The sequence below is a fragment of the Streptomyces poriticola genome (genome assembly GCF_036689765.1).
GTDB classification, from domain to species: Bacteria; Actinomycetota; Actinomycetes; order Streptomycetales; family Streptomycetaceae; genus Streptomyces; species Streptomyces poriticola.
Window position 1 is genome coordinate 1 of record NZ_JBAGKH010000022.1, and the last position, 18,018, is coordinate 18,018.

Genomic DNA, 18,018 nt, shown 5'->3' on the forward strand with positions numbered 1-18,018 from the left:
GGCCAGAACACCTCGCAGCACAGCGCACAGTTCGGTGGCCGCCGGGCAGCTCGTGAGCAGCTGCAGTATCTGTGCGAACGATCCGAGCAGGACAACATCGAGGTGCGGGTCCTGCCCGTGGAGGTCGGAGCGTTCCCGGGCGCCGGCCATGCGGTGTTGTACGAACGGGGTCGTGTCTCAGCTGGACACCGTGCAGCTGGACTCGGCTCACGGACGCGAGTTCACTCATGCCGAAGCACAACTCTCGAAGTATCAGACCCATATGGACTGGTGGCGCGCCAAGTCATTGGACCAGCAAGCTTCGCGAGAGCTCGTGCACAGTATCGTCCGTCAACTCTGAGGAGCGGCTGACATGACCGAGATCGCGTGGGAAGAGCCCTACTGCGGTGAGGGAAACAACTGCTTCCGCATAGGTACAGACGAGGACGGTCGCGCCTACATCGCCGTCGCCGGGCAGGAGCAGCGCCACCTCACCGACAGCCGGGAAGCCCTTCGCGCCCTCATCCTGGAGATCAAGTCGGGGAAGGCCGATCACCTGTTGTAGGTCGGTCCTCCGTGCGAGGGAAGGAGACCTCCACCCGCCGGTTCTTCTTGCGGCCGGTTTCCGTCGAGTTGTCGGCGATCGGGTACTGCTCCCCGTAGCCGCGGACCTCGTACGTGACGTCTGCGTCGTTCAGTTCCTTGGCCAGGACATCCTGAACGGCGTTGGCGCGCTGTTTGGACAGGACGTCGCCGTGCGCCGATGAGCCCAGGTTGTCCGTGAACCCGAAGACCCGCACCCTTGTCGCGCCCTGAGCCCTGATCTCCTCGGCGATACCGGCGATACGGGACTTCGACTCGCCGCTCAGCCTCGCGCTGTCCTTCCCGAATAGCACCTCGGCCTGGAGGGCGAACTTCACCTTGGTGTTGGTGTCCTCACGGCGCTCGTCGCCGCTCTGGTCCTCCACGACCGACTTGATGTCCAGCACCTTGGGCTCGGCCAGGGTGGCGCCGTCGGGGAGTTTCAGGTCCGGGTCGTTGGGGTCTACGTCCACGGGGGCGGAGGCCGACGCCTCCGTACCCGGGGGTACCGATGGGCCGTCGGCAGCATGGCCCACAGTGGCTCCGGCTGCGTTTGCTGCAATCAGAACGGTCGCAGCGAGGAATGCGGTCAGGCGGGCGTGGATCACGGTGACCTCACCCGGAAATTTCAATGACAGCGGCGGCGAAGGTAGGAAGCTGGAACGTGACTTCTGCGGTTTCGGTGGGGGGTGCAGGGAACTGCATGAAGACGGGAACGGTGGCCCCGGCCTTGATCCTCGGCAGATTGGTCGTCGCGAGAGGTCGACCATCCGTGTCCCGCAGGACGTAGTAGCGCTTCTTACCCGCTGAATCCACGAGAGTGGCCCCACCGAGCGATGATCCGTGCCTGATGATCTCGGTCTCGTCGCCCGCAGTGCGTACCGAAACACGAGCAGGCTGATCTCCGTCGTTCTTCAGTTCACCACTGACGGTGATGAAGCCCCCAGCGTCTCTCGTAGCGGAAGTAATCTTGAGTACGAGGTCGCCCTCCCCCTTGGCCTCCGCCAGCGGCTCGTCGGCTCCTTCTTGTGCGCTGGTCTTTGATCCGCCGTTCTTGGCAGCAGTTGCGGATGCACCGGACTTGCGGTCGTCGCCGCCTCCCCCGTCCCCCCCGCCGCAGCCGGCTACGCCGAGGGCCAGGACGGCCGCGGCAGCCATCGCGACCACCCCTCTATGGGCCTTCGTAGTGAACCGAATGCTCATGCTTCCGCTTCCTTCTTACTCGTCATTCGCTGGTTGATCGGCCAGGTGGACATCGAATAGGTCCCGGGCGTCCGGGCGATGGGACGTGTCCTCCGGGTCCAACTCCCACTCCTCGTCCTCGCATTTGAGCTGCGGTAGGACGTCCTCTTCCACGACAGTGGCGGACAGCTGGAACGTGCAGCGGGCGTCGATAACCGCGGTGGCAGAGGCCTGTGACCTCCGGTTCTCGGTACCGGGGACTATCGACTCCCCCACGGTCCGTGTGGTCTCAACGTCGACGGTGACGCTCAAAGGCCCTTCCGGGCTACAGGCCAGCACACGGGCATTGTTCCGCGCTGCAAATTGATCAGCTCGCCAGCAAGAGGAGGCCAGTCCCGCCGCATCGCCTTCGAATATTCCCTGCCAACTGGCCGGGTCGAGAATACTGTCCACCCAGGCGTCGGCCAGCTGCTCCCGTCTGTCCTGGGCTGCGGCGAGTGCCGCTGCATCGGCGGCCGTTTGAGCACCATTCCGGTTGGCTGCGGCCTGGCCGACTGCGAAGTACGCGAACGCGAGAAAGAGCAGGCCCCCGATCACGGTTATGTAAATAGGGAACGCCTGCCCTGCATCTCCATATTTGCGGAGAAGAGTCAGCCCGTCACTTCGTCGATCTTGGCCACAATCGCGTCGTAGATCGACTGCCCGATATCCGTCCCCGTAATTGCCAGCACGATCGCCACCACCACCGCGATGATGCCCAGATACTCCACCGCCGTCTGGCCCCTGTCGTTGCGGGTGGTGTGGGTGTGCAGATTGGCGATGAGGGTGGTCAGCCGGTTGGGCATGGGGGGTTCCTCCTGGGTGGGCGGGGCCGTCGGCTGGAGCGTACGGCTGGGGTGGCCGGCGTGTGGAGGGTCCGTGGGCCCAAAGGCGGGCCCAGGCGGACGGCGTCCGGCGTCGGTTGCGTGTGCTGCCCCCGTTGGTCACCGCGTGTCACTCCCCGCCTCGTCGGGTGTCCGGCGCCGTGCCGAGCCACTTCGCGGCGGCCTCGGAGCGGCTGGTGCTGTGCAGCTTGGCGAAGATGCGGTTGATGTGGTTCTTGACCGTCTTCTCGCTGATGAAGCACGCTGCGGCGATCTGCTGGTTGGTCATGCCGGACGCGATGAGGTCCATGATCTCCGCCTCCCTCGCGCTGAGCCGGAACCTCGCTCGGGCTTCCCGTCCCACCGACGACGACTGTCCCACATGAAGTTGCATCTGCGAAAGAGAGTTGGCGGAATTGCCTGACCCTGGGCTATTTGACGTTTCGTCAGTGTGTGCAGTCGCAGCTTCGTGTGCTGTTCGCCGTCGGAGGCCCGAGCGCAGTGCCTCGGCCGCCGTCGGGGTGAAGTGGGCCCCGCCGGCGCAGGTGTCCCGTACTGCGGACACCAGTTGCTCGGCGGTGAACTCGCCGTGGACCAGATAGCCGGACGCCCCGCGGTGCAGGGCCTCCTGGACGGTCTCCGACTCCCCGCTGTACGTCAGCATCATGACCGGGGCGATTTGCACCAGGTGAGGCAGGGCCGCGAGGCCGTCCATGCCGGGCATGCGTACGTCCAGCAGGACGACGTCGGGGCGCAGGCGCCGGGCCGACTCACAGGCCTCGTGGCCGTCCGCGGCCTCGGCGACGACCATGATGTCCGCGCGGCCGGACAGCAGGACGGTGAGACCGGCCCGGACGACCGGGTTGTCGTCGGCCACGATCACGCGCAGCGGTGGCCGGTGCATCGGGGCGCCCCCTCTCCAGTCGTCAGCGGCAGATCCACGCGGACCTCCGTGCCGGTCGGGTGGCCGCCCCGGCCGATGCGGATGCGGGCGCCGACCGCCGCCGCTCGCTCGGCCATGCCGAGCAGGCCGAAGTGACCGGATCTGCGGAGGTCCCGCAGGGCCAGGTCCGGGGGGAGGCCGACGCCGTCGTCGTAGACGCTGAGGTGCAGTTCCTCGCCGTCGGCTCCCGTCCGGACCCCCGCCCGAACCTCGACACGCGTCGGGGCCGCGTGGCGGTGCGCGTTCTCCATCGCCTCCGCGGCGATGGTGAGGAGGTCGCGGGCGACCGGGGGAGGGACGAAGCCCCTGCTCGTCCCTCCCGCTGGGCCGGTGGCTCCCACGGTTCGGTACTCCGTACGGATGCCGGTGCGGGCGGTGAAGGCGGCGGTGTGTGCCCGCAGTTCTGCCAGTACGTCCGTCTCCTCGTCCTGGCCCGGCTCACGGCGCAGGTCCGCCAGGAGCTCGCGGGACTCCGCGGCAGCCCTGCGGGCGGCCCGGGCGATCAGTGCCGCCTGCTGCCGTACCCGCTCGGGGTCCAAGCGTGCGGGGTCCGTGCGTGCGGGGTCCGACGAGACGGCCAGGCCGTCCGCGGCCAGGGCGACGCCGTGCAGGGTCTTGGCGACCGAGTCGTGCAGCTCGCGGGCGAGCCGGGCGCGCTCGGCGCCGACCGCCTCTGCCACGGCCAGGCGCTCCCGCACCGCCGTCAGGGCCTCGGTGGCCGAGCCGAAGCGGAGGAGAAGGCTGCGGAGGCTCGAGCCGGCCGCGCCGGCGATGACGCACAGGCCGGGGAGCAGGGACAGCTCGGCCACGCCCGGGTTCGGGTTCTCCAGGGCCGCATGGACCAGGAGCAGGATCAGGGACTGGAGGGAGGCGAAGAGGGCGGCCCCGCGCCAGCTGTAGGACAGGCCGGCCAGCAGCGGGGTGCAGAGGCTGACGTAGGACAGCGGGGTGTCCGGGCCCGCGGCGATGAGGAGCAGGGCGCCGAAGAGGGTGTCGACGGCGAGCAGAGTGGGGTGGCGCAGCAGGAGCGGGCCGAAGCGCTCCCAGTCGCGGAACAGGACGTAGGAGACCATGAAGGTGACGACCACCGCCGCGCCGACCAGGCGGACGCCCAGACCCGCCCCGGCGTTGAGGAGGGCGGTGGGGGCCGCCACGGCTATCACGGCCAGGCGGAAGCCGAAGACCTGGCGGCACAGGGCCTGGAGGGCGTTCACCTGGAGGCGGAGCGCGGGGGCGGAGGAAGGGGCGGGAGCGGAGGCCGGTTCCTTCGCGGATTCTCTCGTGGATCCCCTCCTGGATTCCGCCTCGGATTCCGCCTTGGACTCCGTCGCGGGTTCGGTCGCGGGTTCGGTCGCGGGTTCGGTCGTGGATTCGGTCGTGGATTCGGTCGTGGATTCGGTCGTGGATTCGGTCGTGGGCCGGTGCTGCTCCTGCCGTCGGCTCGCGTGCCGACGGACGGGCCACGGTCGCGCACCCTGTCCCGCGCCCGTCGCCCCGGCGGCCTTCGTCCCCGGTACCGGCATCGGCACCGTCCTCACCCGCACCACCCCCGGCCTACTCACCGGTGATCGTCCCGAAGTCCGTGCCCGAGCCCAGGATCAGGCCCGCGGCGAGCAGGATCATCGTGGCGGGCACCATGAACGTGGTGATCATCAGCGTGGCCTTGGGAACCGCACGCGCCGCCTTGCGCCGGGCGTTCTGGGCGTCGGTGCGGCGCATGTCCCTTGCCAGCGACACCAGCGTGTCGACGATCGGAGCGCCCAGTTCCTCGCCCTGCTGCAGGGCCGTGACGAACATCGCCACCTGTTCCGAGTCGTTGCGGCGGCGCAGCTCCGCGAAGGCCTGGCGGCGGCTCATGCCGAGGTCCATCTGGCGCAGTGTGATGCGCAGCTCGTCCGCCCAGGGGCCCTCGTAGCGGGTGGCGACGCGGTCGAGGGCCTGGCGGAAGCCGAGGCCGGCACTGACCACGACGGCGAGGACGTCGAGGAAGTCGGGGAGGGTGCGCTCGATCTCGTCCTTGCGGATCCGGATCGCCGACCAGATGCCGACCTCCGTCCAGAAAGCGCCGAAGGCCAGCAGGAGGAGGGCCACCAGGTACTGCCCGCGGAGCAGGAAGACCAGGAAGCCCACGGCGCCCAGGAAGCCGTAGACCGCGCGGCGGGCGGCGTAGCGGTCGATGGTCAGGCCGCCGGGGTTGCCCGCGAGATCGATCCTGCGGCGGTACTTTGCGACCTGGGCCGGGCCCATCAGGCGGAGTACGGCGGGGGCGTAGCGCATGCCGAGGCGGTCGATCAGGGAGTCGACGGGGCCGGTGCGGGTGGCGCCGACCTCCAGGGCGAGTGCGAGGTCGCCGGGGAGCCTGGCCTCCGCCCGGTACATGCGGATGCCGGCGAAGACGCCGCAGACGGACAGAGCCATCAGCAGGGCCAGCAGGATTGCCATGTCTTCCGTCCCCCTCCTCTTACACGTCGATCCGGGACATGCGGCGGATGAGGACGAATCCGAGCGCGTACAGGCCGAAGGCGGTGATCACTGCCGCTTGGCCGGCCGGGGAGCCCGTCATGCGCTCCAGGGCGCCGTCCTTGACCCCGTTCATCAGGAGCAACGAGCCGATGCCCATGACCGGGACGGCGTACGACGTCATGTTCACCTGGGAGAGCTGGGTGCGGATCTCGCGCCGGGTCTCCTTGCGCTCCTCGAGGGTCTCGGTGAGGTTGCGCAGCGCGCTGACGACCTGGCCGCCGGCGCGGTTGGCGAGGACCAGGGTGGTGACGAGGACGACGAGTTCGCGGGAGGGGAGACGGTCGGCGAGCTCGCCGAGGGCCTCGTCCATCGATGCGCCGACCGCCAGCTGGGCGGCCACCTTGCCGAGTTCCTCGCCGGCGGGAGCCTCGAGTTCCTCCGCCGCCATGCCGATGGCGGTGCGCAGGGCGAGTCCGGCCTGGGTGGCGTTGGCGAGGATACGGGCCAGTTCGGGGAGTTGGCCGATGAACTTCTCGATGCGTTTCTGGCGTTGCCAGTCGAGGAACTGCACGGCCAGCCAGCTGCCCAGCAGTCCGGCGATCGGGCCGAAGAAGGGGGCCAGGGCGGCGTGGCCGGTCAGCCACAGGCCGGCGACCGCGGTGAGCATGTAGACGGTGAACTCACCGGGGGTGATGTCCAGGCCGGTGGCGGCCAGGCGGAGTTCGAGTCTCCGGCCGAGCTGGGTACGGCGCAGGCGGCGGTCGAGTGTGGGGAACAGCCGCCGGCGGCCCGCGGGCGGTATCTGGCCGGTGGCCGTGAGCCGGTCGACGAGGGCCCGGCGCTGGGCCCGGCCGGCCGCGTACGAGTGCAGGCCCGCCACGGCCAGGGCGCAGGTGAGCAGGGTGACGCCCGTGGTGAGGGTGACGAGGGTGGACAGTTCCGTGGAGGGCATGGTCGGGGCCTACCTCCCTGCTTCTCGGGTGGCGAGCTGGGCCACGGTGTGGGCGACGCCGAACGCCTGGGGGACGGGCTGGCTCGCCATGTAGAGGCGGTCGGCGGTGCGGCGCGGGAGGGGATGGTGCTCGAAGGTGCCGTGGATGCGGCCGTCGGGGGTCATGGGCCGGGCTTGGAAGCGGGCCACCGTGTGCAGGCGGTACGGTTCGCCGCCGTGGCTGGCCAGCAGGGCGATCTCGGTGATCCGGCGGGCGCCGTCGGCGAACCGGGTGAGCTGCACGATGACGTCGACGGCGCTGTTGATCTGGTCGTGCAGGGCGGCGAAGGGGACCTCGACGTCGGACATGGAGGCGAGGGTCTGCAGCCGCATCAGGGCGTCCTCGGCGCTGTTGGCGTGGACGGTGGCGAGGGAGCCGTCGTGGCCGGTGGACATGGCCTGGAGCATGTCGAGGGACTCGCCGCCGCGGACCTCGCCGACGACGATGCGGTCGGGGCGCATCCGCAGGGAGTTGCGGACCAGGTCGCGGATGGTGATCCGGCCCTGGCCCTCGACGTTCGGGGGGCGGGACTCCAGCCGGATCACATGGCCCTGCTGGAGCTGGAGTTCTGCCGAGTCCTCGATGGTGATGATGCGTTCGGTCTCGGGGATCAGACCGGAGAGGGCGTTGAGGAGGGTGGTCTTCCCGGTGCCGGTCGCGCCCGAGACGATGATGTTGAACCTGGCCTGCACCAGGCCTGCGAGCAGGTAGACCATGTGCTCGTCGAGGGAGCCCAGGCCGATCAGCTCCTGGAGGGTGAAGGAGCGCGGGAAGCGGCGGATGGTGAGGGTGGCGCCGGTCAGGGAGAGCGGCGGGATGATGACGTTGACCCGTTCGCCGGACGGGAGGCGGGCGTCGACCATCGGGTTCGACTCGTCGACGCGCCGGTTGACCGTGGAGACGATGCGTTCGATGGTCTGCATCAGCTGGTCGTGGGAGGCGAAGCGGAGCGGGAGCTGTTCGACGCGTCCGGCGCGTTCGACGAAGACGGCGTCCGGGCCGTTGACCATGATCTCGGTGATGGACGCGTCCTCCAGGAGGGGTTCCAGGATGCCGAGGCCGAGGGCCTCGTCCACGACGCGGCGGATCAGCTGGGAGCGCTCGACGGTGGACAGCACCGGGCCCTCGCGGCTGATGATGTGGCCCAGCACGCGCTCCAGCCGGGCCCGGCGCTCGGCGGCGGCGAGCGAGCCCATCTCCGCGAGGTCGATCTCCTCCAGGAGTTTGGCGCGGTAGGAGGCGACCAGATGGCTGTCCTCGCCCCGGCCGGGATGTTCCTCGGGCGAGTGGATGCGTGCGCGCAGGCTCATGCGTCCGGCTCTCCTCGTTGCTCGGTCACTGTCGGCTTCCTGGATCGGTCACGGTCGCGGGTCGGGGTCACGGGTCACGGGTCACGGGTCACTGGTCGGGGGTCCCGGGTCACTGGTCGGGGGTCCCGGGTCACTGGTCGGTGTCGCGCGGCATGGTCGCGGTCCTGGTGGCATCCCCGAAGTCCCAGCCGGGGACGACGGAGGGGATGTCGACGGTGGCGGTGACCGTCACCTCGTCGCCGCCGTGGGACGCGGGGCAGTCGGTGCCGTCGGCGAGCCAGCCGCTGACCGCCGCGGCGCAGGCCGCCTGGGCGCTCTCGTCGAGCGAGGCGCTGCGAGCGCCGGCCCGGGCGGCCGTACCGGCCTGCTGGGCGGTGTAGGCGATCAGACCGAGCTGTACGGCGGCCAGGGCGACGAGGATCAGGACCGGGAGGAAGCCGAGGTACTCGAGGGCGGCCTGCCCCCGGTCGCCCCGGCCCCTCGTCCGTCGGTCATCGGCGTATGACGCCTCGGCCCGTCCGCCACCGGCGAGCGATGCCCCGCTCCGTCCCTCACGGTGGAATGACTTCTCGGCCCGTCCCTCACCGGCGCACGACGCCTCGGCCCGTCCGTCACAGGCACACGCCCCCTCGGCCCGTCCCTCACCGGCGCATGACCCCTCCACCCGCCCGCCACCGGCGCACGACCCCACAGTGCGTCCGTCACAGACCCACGCCCCCTCGAACCGTCCCTCACCGGCGAGCGACCCCTCGACCCGTCCCTCACCGGCGCACGGCGTTCCGGTCGGCTTGGTACGGGCGGAAGCCACGGCAGTGGGCCTGGCACGGGAGCACTGCATCTCAGTCGGTCTCCTCCTCCACGGCCCCTGCGCGGCCGTGCACGTCGAACGGGAAGCCGACCGCGCCCGGGAAGAGGAGCGGGACCCGGATCCGGACGTCGGCGGTGACAAAGCCGTTCGCGGTGGAGCAGTTCACGTCGGCGTCCCCCTCCCAGGCGCCCGGCAGCTTCTCCAGGCCGGCCGCCCGGCATGCGCCCTGCCGCTCCCCCGGACTCGCCGCCGTCGCCGCCCGTACCGCCTCGTCGGCAGCATTACCCGCCAGCGTGTACGTGTATCCCACGAGGACGAGCTGCCACAGCACCACCAGCGTGGCGAGGATGGCCGGGGTCATGCCGAGGAACTCGACGGTGACCTGGCCGCGGTCGCGCGGCCCGGCTCCGGTGCGGTGGCCCGCCCTCATCCGCCCGCCTCCCTGCGCCGCCGCAGCCCCGCCGGTGCGCGGTCGCCGCGGTGTCCGCGGTCGCCGCGCAGCCGGCCGCCCCTGCGGGTGCCCTCGGTGGCGGCGGCCAGGCCGAGTTCGCCGGCGAGGCGCCACAGGGCCTGCTTCACCGCGCTGCGGTGGTCCAGCGCATGCAGCCGGCCCGCGTCGACGACGCTCTGGAGCTCCTTGAAGCCGGCCGGGACGGTGGTTCCGGCGACCGCGGTGCCGGTGATCCGCTGGACGAGGGCGGGCTGGATCTCCGTACCGCGGATGTGCCGGTTGACGACGACGGTCGTCTCCTCGGCCTTGCGGATCTGCAGCCGGTCCCACATGCGCACCGTCCGCTTGGCGCCCCGGACCGCGATCACGTCGGGGGTGGTGACGAGCAGGGCGATGTCGGCCAGTTCCACGGCCGCGGCACCGGCGCCGCCGAGCTGGGCGCCGCAGTCGACGACGACGACCTCGTAGCGGGAGCGCAGGGCGCTGATGATCTGGCGGGCGGCACGGTCGCCGACCTCCTCGCCGCGTTCGCCCTCGCCGGGGGCGAGGAGCAGGGCGAGGCCGGTGTCGTGCCGGAAGACGGCGTCGGCCAGGACGCGCGGGGAGATGTCGGTGATCGCCGCCAGGTCCGCGACCGAGCGGCGGAACTGCACGTCCAGGTAGGAGGCGATGTCGCCGGTCTGGAGGTCCATGTCGAGCAGGGCGCTGCCGCGGCCGGATGCCTGTGCCGCCAGGGCCAGGTTGATCGCGGTGACGGTGGTGCCCACGCCGCCCTTGGCTCCGCAGACCGTGACGACGGTGCCGCCGGAGCCCGTGAGCAGGTCGGCGCCGGAGCCCAGATGGCGGCGGACGCCGACCGACCACTGGGCGACCGCCTGGACGCGGCTGGCGAGTTCCTCGTAGCCGAGCGGGAGGGCGACCAGGCCGCGCGCGCCGTGGTCCATGGCGGCCTGGAAGAGTCCTGGGCTCGCGTCGGAGGTGACGAGGATGACGCCGACGGCGGGGAAACGGAGGGCGACCTCGCGGATCAGTTCCAGTGCGGGGACGGGGCCGATCCGCTCGTGCACGACGACGACCTCGGGCAGTTCGTCGACCGATTCGGCGGCCAGCCGGGCGAGGGTGTCGACGAGCTGGGTGGAGTCGGTCACCGGGGCCACGGGTTCGGCGTCCGGGAGCTGGCTGAGCAGGGTGGTGACGGACCGGACGGCGTCCGCGTCGCCGACTGCCGGGAGGATCCTCGTGGGCATGCGGGCCTCTCACTTGTCCTTCGCGAGTTCGTACGTCCGGTCCTCCTCGGGGACCGTGGTGTCGCCGCCGGGTGCGACCAGCGCGAGCCGGACCCGCTGGGCGAACGACTCCGCGTAGGTGATGCGCTGGGCGTCGAGGGTGGACAGTGCGAAGGTGATCGGGACGGCGTCGGTGGGTTGTCTGTCGCGGCTGCTCTCGTCGGGGTCCAGCGCGGTGATCTCGCCGATGTCGAGGACCCGGGCATTGGTTACGATGATCTTGGACTGAGCGGGGTCACCCTCCCGCTCTCCCTCGAAGGTGGCATACACATTGACGGTGGAGCCCGGCGTGATCTTGCCGGCGACACCGGTCGCCGCATCGACCATGATGGCGACCTCCTGCTGCCCGGGCTGCAGGGCGGGCTGATCGACGATCATGTCGCTCTGCAGCAGGGAGCCTTCCTTCAGCGTGGTCACGGCGATCTTGCCGCGGATGTCGGCGAGGTCGGTGACCGCGTTCTGCGACAGCCAGCGCTCGGGCATCTCGATCTTCTCGAACTGGTTGGCGTTCAGCGCGGTGTAGGGCTGCACGTCGGTCCCGACGCGGTAGGCGATCACCTCCGGCCCCACCTTGGACTTCACGTCGCTGATGACGGACAGCACTCCGGCGAAGGCGCCGAGGGCGCAGACGACGGACAGGACCAGCAGGATCACGCCGCGGCGCTGACGGGAGTTCATGGGCCGTACAACCTCGTCGGGGGGTGGGGGTCGTGCGCGGTCGGGTGGGCGGAGGGGGCTCTGCGGCCCCGCGGTTCACGTGTCAGGGAGCGGATCTCCGGGTGTCCGGGTGTCCGGGTCGCCGGGTCATTGCCCGGGTCACCGGCTCACCCGGTGAGCATGCGCCGCTCGTCCCGGGCGGCGCGGGCGAGTTGGCGCGGACGGTTCGGCGGCGGGAGTGCGTCGTGGGCAGGTGGCGTACGCCAAGTCGAAGAGCGGCAAGCGCAAGGGCGCCCGGATCGGCGCGCCGCGGTTCAAGGCCCAGCGGAAGGCGCGCCTTGCCTTCCGGTTCACCACGGGCACGATCCGCGTGGACGCCGACGGCCGTCACGTCACCCTGCCCCGGCTGGGCACACTGCGCACCCACGAGCCCGCAGTGAAGCTCCTCGCCCGTGTCCAGGCCGGGACCGCCCGGATCCTGTCCGCGACCGTACGCCACGAACGCGGACGCTGGTTCGTCTCCTTCCAAGCCGAGGTGAAGCGGGACCTCGAACGCGTGGCGCGTCCGGATGCGGCGGTCGGGATCGACCTCGGCGTGAAGACCCTCGCGGTGATGGCCGACTCCACGGGCGAGATCCGCACCGTCGCGAATCCCGGCCACTACGACGCCGCCCGCGCGCAGCTGCGCCGCGCCTCCCGGATCGTGTCCCGCCGGCAGGGTCCCGACCGCAGGACCGGACAGAAGCCGTCGAAGCGGCGGGAGAAGGCCAACACGGCCCGCAACAGGGTGCATCACCGGGTGGCGAACCTCCGCGAAGACGCCCTGCACAAGCTCACCACCAGCGTGGCCGCCGAGTACGGCACCGTCGTGGTCGAGGACCTCAACGTCGCCGGAATGCTCCGCAACCGGCGCATGGCCCGCAGGATCGCGGACGCCGGATTCGGGGAGATCCGCCGCCTGCTCGACTACAAGACCGGCCAGCGCCACGCCACCCGCATGGTGGTCGCGAGCCGCTGGTACCCGTCCTCGAAGACCTGTTCCGGGTGCGGCGCGGTGGAAGCCGAGCTGCCGCTGCACGTGCGGACCTACCAGTGCGACGCCTGCCACCTGGTCATCGACCGGGACGACAACGCCGCGCTCAACCTCGCCGCCCTCGCGGCAGCCGCAGTGACTGGTACCGGAGTGGCCGGAGACCAGGGCACCGCCCCGGTGGTGTCGAAGCCTCGTGGAGCCGACCGTAAGACCCGCGCCACCCGCCTCCGCCGCATGGCGGAGGCGGGGCGGGCAGGTGGCGCAACCCTGCCGCACCAGCGGCAGACGGAAACGAGAGACGGTACTCAAGCCGAAGCCCTCACGCTTTGGTGATGTGACGGACCTTCCGGGCCGAGATGCCCGGAATGCTCAGAGCCGCTGAGGCTCTGAGCAACGGTCGCGGAGCAGAACACGCACCGGTCGCCGATGACGTCCAGGCCGCACCAGTGGCAGGTGTTCTGCCGTACCGAGGCGACCAGTTGGTAGAGGACCGACAGGTCGGGCAGGTAGGAGCAGAACTCGACCAGCCTGCCGGTGCCCCACCAGCGGGAAGACTCGGCGGGCAGCGGGCTCTCGCGCAGCCCCGTGACGTTCCAGGACGGGGCCAGGGTGCCGGTGACCCAGTCGGCCTGGAGCTGCCCCCGGGCCACCAGCAGCCAGGTGGCGAACTCCGGTCCGGGCAGGGCGGCTCCGGCCCCGATGCGCACCAGCCGGGGCTCGGGGTGTGCGAGGACGCCGAACTGGCTGCCGGGCATCCAGGATCGGGCGTGCGAGGTCAGATCGACGGGGATACGGTCGAGCCGGGTGACGGAGCCGAGCAGGGCGCCGGCGTGCAGGTAGTGGGTGAGCAGCCGGCCGGCCGAGGCGAGGACGCCGGGGCCGAGGTCGCAGGAGGCGAGCTGGCGCAGCTGGCGGGCGAGTACGGCGAGTCCGAGCGGTGGCAGCGAGGGACGGAACAGGGCGATCCGGTCGCTCTCCAGCAGCGAGCGGACGGTGTGCAGCCGGCGCTCGACGGCGGCGGGGGCGGCCTGCGAGCAGACCACGATCAGATGTCCGTGCTGGTCGATCAGCATCTGGAGGTCGGCGAGGGCCTGCTCCAGCGGCCGTCTGTCGATGTCGCCGAGCACGACGGCGGGCATGGTCCGTTCGTCCTGCGGCGGCAGCGCCAGGTCGGCGCCGGTCACGGCGATGGCAGTTGGCACACGCGGCTCCCCGTCTCCCCATGCCCCGCGGTCCGCCGGTGTTACTCCGGCACACCCGGACGACTTCACAGCGTGACTACCTGAGCACTGTATCCACGCGTCCGTGACCGGAGAACAGCGTTTCTGTAGCTGGGGAGCATCTTCTGTCGCGCAAGTTCCGCCAAACCGGGGCAGGTTGGGGCGCTCGACTCCGGTATGGACCTGACTCTTGACATCGCAATTGGTCTGGACCACCTTAATGACCCAGCGGTGGCCACCGTCCCCATCCCTCCCCACTCCCCCACCGGAGGCCCCAGTGGACCCCGTACACAGACGGCTCGGACGACGGACCCGGTTCTGGGCGGGAGCCGTCACCGCCGCGCTCGCCCTCTCTGTCACGGCCGTCGGCCAGGCGTCCGCCGCCGACGTCAACAACGCGAGGAACCCCGGGTTCGAAGCCGGTCTGAGCAACTGGAGCTGTTCGGCGAACAGCGGTACGACCGTCTCCTCACCGGTGCACGGCGGCGCCGCCGCGCTCCGGGCGACCCCCGCCGGGCAGGACAACGCCCGCTGCAGCCAGACCGTCAAGGTCCGGCCGGACTCCGAGTACTCGCTGAGCGCGTGGGTGCAGGGCGGGTACGCGTACCTGGGGGTGACCGGCACCGGCACGACGGACGTGTCGACCTGGACCCCGGACTCGGCCGCCTGGAAGCAGCTGTCGACGGCCTTCCGCACCGGCTCCTCGACCACCTCGGTGACCGTCTACACCCACGGCTGGTACGGGCAGGCGGCCTACCACGTGGACGACGTCTCCGTGTTCGGCCCCGACGGGGGCGGCGGCGGTGACCCCGACCCGACGGTCCCGGCCACCCCGGCCGGTCTGAACGTCACGGGGACGACGTCGTCGTCCGTGTCCCTGTCCTGGAACGCGGTGTCCGGGGCGACCGGCTACAGCATCTACCGCGACGGCACCAAGGTGACCGCGGTGACCGGCACGACGGCGACCGTGACCGGGCTGGCGCCCGACACGTCGTACGGCTTCCAGGTCACGGCGACCAACGCGGCCGGCGAGTCGGCCCGGTCGGCGACGGTGACCGGGCGGACGGCCGAGTCCGGCGGGGGCGGCGGCGACCTGCCGCGGCACGCCGTCACCGGCTACTGGCAGAACTTCGACAACGGCGCCACGGTCCAGACGATCGCCGACGTGCCGTCGCACTACGACATCATCGCCGTCGCCTTCGCCGACGCCACCGCGACGCCCGGCGCGGTCACCTTCAACCTGGACTCGGCGGGCCTCGGCGGCTACACGGTCGAGCAGTTCAGGGCCGACGTCCGGGCCAAGCAGGCGGCCGGGAAGAAGGTCATCATCTCGGTCGGCGGTGAGCTGGGCACCGTCCGGGTGAACGATCCCGCCTCCGCGACGGCCTTCGCGAACTCCGTGTACTCCCTGATGCAGACCTACGGCTTCGACGGCGTCGACATCGACCTGGAGAACGGCCTCGACGCGACCTACATGACACAGGCGCTGCGGGAGCTGTCCGCCAAGGCCGGCCCCTCGATGATCCTCACCATGGCGCCGCAGACGATCGACATGCAGTCGCCGTCCAACTCCTACTTCCGGACGGCGCTGAACGTGAAGGACATCCTCACGGTCGTCAACATGCAGTACTACAACAGCGGCACGATGCTGGGCTGCGACGGCAAGGTGTACGCCCAGGGCACGATCGACTTCCTCACCGCCCTGGCCTGCATCCAGCTGGAGAACGGCCTCGACCCGTCCCAGGTCGGCCTCGGCCTGCCGGCCTCCACCCGGGCCGCGGGCGGCGGCTACGTCGCCCCGAGCGTGGTCACCGCCGCGCTGGACTGCCTGACCCGGGGCACCGGCTGCGGCTCCTTCCAGCCGCCGCGGACCTATCCGTCCCTGCGGGGCGCGATGACCTGGTCGACGAACTGGGACGCGGCGTCGGGCAACGCGTGGTCGAACGTCGTCGGCCCGCACGTGGACGCCCTGCCGTAGCACCCGCTCCCGCCCCGGGGTGAGCCAGCCGCCCCCGCCCACGTCGCCCGTGGGCGGGGGCGGCGGTTCCGCGCCGGCCTCGGCGGAACTGCGGGAGGCTGCGTTCAGCCCGGAGTGGGACAAGATGCGGTGGGCGGCTCTCCCGGGATCGGCTCCCTAGAAGAAGTCCGACCAGGGCTGGTCCCAGATCTCGCGTACGCCCAGCACCAGGAAGAGCAGTCCGGCGACGGCGAGCATCGTGTTGCTCAGCATGCCGCTGCGCCATTCGGCGGGCGTTCGGGAGGAGTTGAGGAGCCAGATCAGGGTCAGGGCGAGGAACGGCATGAACGCGGCGCCCAGCACTCCGTAGATGATGACCAGGCGGAAGGGCTCGCCCTGGAAGAGCAGGACGATGGGCGGGAAGGTCAGCCACAGCAGATAGGCGCGGAACGGCCAGGAGCGCTCCCGGCGGCCGGAGGCGATCTCCTCGCCCTTCGCCTCCGTCTTCGACCTCAGTCGGCCCACGAAGTCGGCGAACATCAGGCTCACGCCGTGCCAGACGCCGATGAGCGAGGTGAACGTCGTCGCGAAGAAGCCGATGAGGAAGAACTTCGCGGTCGCGGTGCCGTACTCCTCGGCCAGGATGTCGCCGAGCTGCACCAGCCCCTTGCCGCCGCCGGAGAGGGAGATGTTCGCCGCGTGCAGCAGCTCCGCGCCGACGACGAGCATGGCGACGACGAAGACGCCGGTGGTGAGGTAGGCGACCCGGTTGTCCAGCCGCATGACCTTCATCCAGCCGGTGCTGGTCCAGCCCTTGGCGTTGACCCAGTAGCCGTAGGCGGCCAGCGTGATGGTGCCGCCGACGCCGCCGATCAGGCCCAGGGTGTTGAGGACGGCGTCCGGCTCGTCGGGGACGACCGGGACGAGCCCGGCGAAGGCGTCGCCGAGGTTGGGGGTGACCCGGACCGCCAGATAGACGGTCACCACGAACATGACGCCGACCAGGACGGTCATGACCTTCTCGAAGACGGCGTACTTGTTGAACCAGACGAAGACCAGGCCGGCCAGGCCGCAGGCCATGCCCCACCACTCGAGGTCCATGACGTCCGGGAAGAGGGCCTGCAGCGGCAGCGCGGTGGCCGACATGGCCGCGGCGCCGTAGACGAAGCCCCAGATCACCACGTAGACCGCGAAGAACCAGGTGGTCCAGCGGCCGAGGCCGGCCCAGCCGTCGAAGAGGGTGCGGCCGGTGGACAGATGCCAGCGGCCTGCCGCCTCGGCGAGGGAGATCTTCACCAGGCAGCCGACGACCGCCGCCCAGAGCAGGGTGTAACCGAAGTTGCTGCCGGCGATGAGGGTGGCCACCAGGTCACCGGCGCCGACCCCGGTCGCGGCGACGACGATTCCGGGGCCGATATAGCGCCAACTGGACTTACGGGGCGACGAGTCGGGGGAGCGGGAGGTACCGGAGTCTGTGGTGTTGCCCGTGGTGTCCGCCATGGAGGTCAAGAAAGCCCATGGCGGACGGCGGGACAAGAGGGCGTGCGTGGATCTTCACACGGTGCCCCTACTCGGCGGACTTCTCCTCGGCGGGCTTCTCCTGGACGGGCTTCTTCGCGGCGGGCTTCCCTTCGGGCGCCCTCGTGACCCCGTCGGCGTCCTCGGAGTCGTCACCGTCGTCGAAGTACGCGTCCAGGACCCGGTCCAGCGCCGCCTCCCACTCCTTGAAGTCGGAGCGGGACTTCGCCTCGATCTCGATCGGGTACCAGCGGCGCTCCGGCGTGTGCACGGTCACGGTGAACCGCTTGCCGAAGCGCGCGGTCTCCGTCTCGACCGCGCCGATCTCGTCCCAGCGGAACTCGCACTCCTGGTCGTCGAGACCGAGGCGGACGCCCCTGTGGTCGGCGACCATCCGGGCCCGGCGGTCGGATGCCTCGAAGACGGGCCCGTCGGGGTCCGCCGCAGCCTCCTCGGACTCGCCGCCGCGCTGCTCGTCGCGCCCGCCGACGGCTGCCTCCTCGGCCCGCCCGGCCTCCCCGGTCCCCGCCCCGCCCGGCTCGGCGTCCGCCGGCTGTGCGTCTTCCGGCGTCGCGTCCTCCGGCTCGGTGTCCTTCGGTTCGCCGGCGGCGGGCGAGGTGAGCCCGGGGATGAAGGCCGGGTCGAATCCGGCGCCTTCCAGAGGCTTGCTGCTCGATCCTATGCGCTGCTCCACAGCGGGCAGTATGGTCCAAGACTCTGTGCGGGTCACACTCAGCCCCGTCATCGTTACGTCGGCGACGCCTGACCAGTGCC

General features: G+C 70.7%; 19 protein-coding genes and 1 pseudogene. 4 read left to right on the forward strand and 16 right to left on the reverse strand.

The features are described 5' to 3' along the window. Window positions 1–69 precede the first annotated feature (69 nt). Window positions 70–351 (forward strand): hypothetical protein, encoded by a 282-nt coding sequence (locus tag V5O46_RS23165; protein ID WP_332886690.1) that lies wholly within the window; start codon window positions 70–72, stop codon window positions 349–351. A gap of 1 nt (window position 352) precedes the next feature. After that, window positions 353–544 carry a hypothetical protein gene (locus V5O46_RS23170; protein WP_332886599.1) on the forward strand — a complete coding sequence of 64 codons (192 nt, stop codon included), beginning with the start codon at window positions 353–355 and terminating at the stop codon, window positions 542–544. Here the strand turns inward: V5O46_RS23170 and V5O46_RS23175 are convergent. The 13 genes and pseudogenes from V5O46_RS23175 to cpaB all read right to left on the reverse strand — a co-directional run bounded on the left by V5O46_RS23175 (window position 513) and on the right by cpaB (window position 11,537). Next, complete coding sequence (locus V5O46_RS23175; RefSeq protein WP_332886691.1) at window positions 513–1,127, reverse strand: OmpA family protein; 615 nt, start codon at window positions 1,125–1,127, stop codon at window positions 513–515. The genes V5O46_RS23170 and V5O46_RS23175 overlap by 32 nt on opposite strands. 49 nt (window positions 1,128–1,176) lie before the next feature. Next, window positions 1,177–1,764 carry a hypothetical protein gene (locus V5O46_RS23180; protein WP_332886600.1) on the reverse strand — a complete coding sequence of 196 codons (588 nt, stop codon included), beginning with the start codon at window positions 1,762–1,764 and terminating at the stop codon, window positions 1,177–1,179. Window positions 1,765–1,779: 15 nt separating this feature from the next. Further along, complete coding sequence (locus V5O46_RS23185) at window positions 1,780–2,397, reverse strand: pilus assembly protein TadG-related protein (RefSeq protein WP_332886692.1); 618 nt, start codon at window positions 2,395–2,397, stop codon at window positions 1,780–1,782. Continuing rightward, on the reverse strand, window positions 2,394–2,588 hold the full coding sequence (locus V5O46_RS23190) for a Flp family type IVb pilin (RefSeq protein WP_332886601.1): 195 nt from the start codon (window positions 2,586–2,588) through the stop codon (window positions 2,394–2,396). The genes V5O46_RS23185 and V5O46_RS23190 overlap by 4 nt, the downstream gene beginning before the upstream one ends. Before the next feature lie 148 nt (window positions 2,589–2,736). Then, a complete protein-coding gene (locus V5O46_RS23195; protein WP_332886602.1) occupies window positions 2,737–3,510 on the reverse strand; it encodes a response regulator transcription factor in 774 nt (257 codons plus the stop codon). Then, window positions 3,486–4,763 (reverse strand): sensor histidine kinase, encoded by a 1,278-nt coding sequence (locus tag V5O46_RS23200; protein WP_332886603.1) that lies wholly within the window; start codon window positions 4,761–4,763, stop codon window positions 3,486–3,488. The genes V5O46_RS23195 and V5O46_RS23200 overlap by 25 nt, the downstream gene beginning before the upstream one ends. A gap of 340 nt (window positions 4,764–5,103) precedes the next feature. Beyond that, window positions 5,104–5,991 carry a DUF5936 domain-containing protein gene (locus tag V5O46_RS23205; RefSeq protein WP_332886604.1) on the reverse strand — a complete coding sequence of 296 codons (888 nt, stop codon included), beginning with the start codon at window positions 5,989–5,991 and terminating at the stop codon, window positions 5,104–5,106. A 19-nt stretch (window positions 5,992–6,010) separates the two neighbouring features. Next, complete coding sequence (locus V5O46_RS23210) at window positions 6,011–6,964, reverse strand: type II secretion system F family protein (protein WP_332886605.1); 954 nt, start codon at window positions 6,962–6,964, stop codon at window positions 6,011–6,013. A 9-nt stretch (window positions 6,965–6,973) separates the two neighbouring features. Next, entirely contained in the window at window positions 6,974–8,314 is a 1,341-nt protein-coding gene (locus V5O46_RS23215) for a CpaF family protein (RefSeq protein WP_332886606.1), read from the reverse strand. Between the two features lie 130 nt (window positions 8,315–8,444). Next, window positions 8,445–8,804, reverse strand: a pseudogene (locus tag V5O46_RS23220) (TadE/TadG family type IV pilus assembly protein); the annotation flags it as partial. A 349-nt stretch (window positions 8,805–9,153) separates the two neighbouring features. Beyond that, a complete protein-coding gene (locus V5O46_RS23225; protein WP_332886607.1) occupies window positions 9,154–9,552 on the reverse strand; it encodes a TadE/TadG family type IV pilus assembly protein in 399 nt (132 codons plus the stop codon). After that, window positions 9,549–10,820 carry an AAA family ATPase gene (locus V5O46_RS23230; RefSeq protein WP_332886608.1) on the reverse strand — a complete coding sequence of 424 codons (1,272 nt, stop codon included), beginning with the start codon at window positions 10,818–10,820 and terminating at the stop codon, window positions 9,549–9,551. Before V5O46_RS23230 ends, V5O46_RS23225 begins: the two co-directional genes overlap by 4 nt. Before the next feature lie 9 nt (window positions 10,821–10,829). Then, on the reverse strand, window positions 10,830–11,537 hold the full coding sequence (cpaB, locus tag V5O46_RS23235) for a Flp pilus assembly protein CpaB (RefSeq protein WP_332886609.1): 708 nt from the start codon (window positions 11,535–11,537) through the stop codon (window positions 10,830–10,832). A gap of 217 nt (window positions 11,538–11,754) precedes the next feature. Between cpaB and tnpB the strand changes: the two genes are divergently transcribed. Then, window positions 11,755–12,882: an IS607 family element RNA-guided endonuclease TnpB gene (gene tnpB, locus V5O46_RS23240; protein WP_332886610.1), complete on the forward strand. Its 1,128-nt coding sequence runs from the start codon at window positions 11,755–11,757 to the stop codon at window positions 12,880–12,882. Here the strand turns inward: tnpB and V5O46_RS23245 are convergent. Next, on the reverse strand, window positions 12,855–13,751 hold the full coding sequence (locus V5O46_RS23245; RefSeq protein WP_332886611.1) for a hypothetical protein: 897 nt from the start codon (window positions 13,749–13,751) through the stop codon (window positions 12,855–12,857). The two genes, tnpB and V5O46_RS23245, sit on opposite strands and share 28 nt — an antisense overlap. A gap of 295 nt (window positions 13,752–14,046) precedes the next feature. Here V5O46_RS23245 and V5O46_RS23250 point away from each other — a divergent pair, with 295 nt between their 5' ends. Then, window positions 14,047–15,747: a chitinase gene (locus V5O46_RS23250; RefSeq protein ID WP_332886612.1), complete on the forward strand. Its 1,701-nt coding sequence runs from the start codon at window positions 14,047–14,049 to the stop codon at window positions 15,745–15,747. A gap of 156 nt (window positions 15,748–15,903) precedes the next feature. On the opposite strand, the gene V5O46_RS23255 is transcribed toward V5O46_RS23250, so the two are convergent. Next, on the reverse strand, window positions 15,904–17,226 hold the full coding sequence (locus V5O46_RS23255; RefSeq protein ID WP_332886613.1) for an Nramp family divalent metal transporter: 1,323 nt from the start codon (window positions 17,224–17,226) through the stop codon (window positions 15,904–15,906). Window positions 17,227–17,293: 67 nt separating this feature from the next. Continuing rightward, a complete protein-coding gene (locus V5O46_RS23260) occupies window positions 17,294–17,938 on the reverse strand; it encodes a hypothetical protein (protein ID WP_332886614.1) in 645 nt (214 codons plus the stop codon). Between the last annotated feature and the right edge of the window lie 80 nt (window positions 17,939–18,018).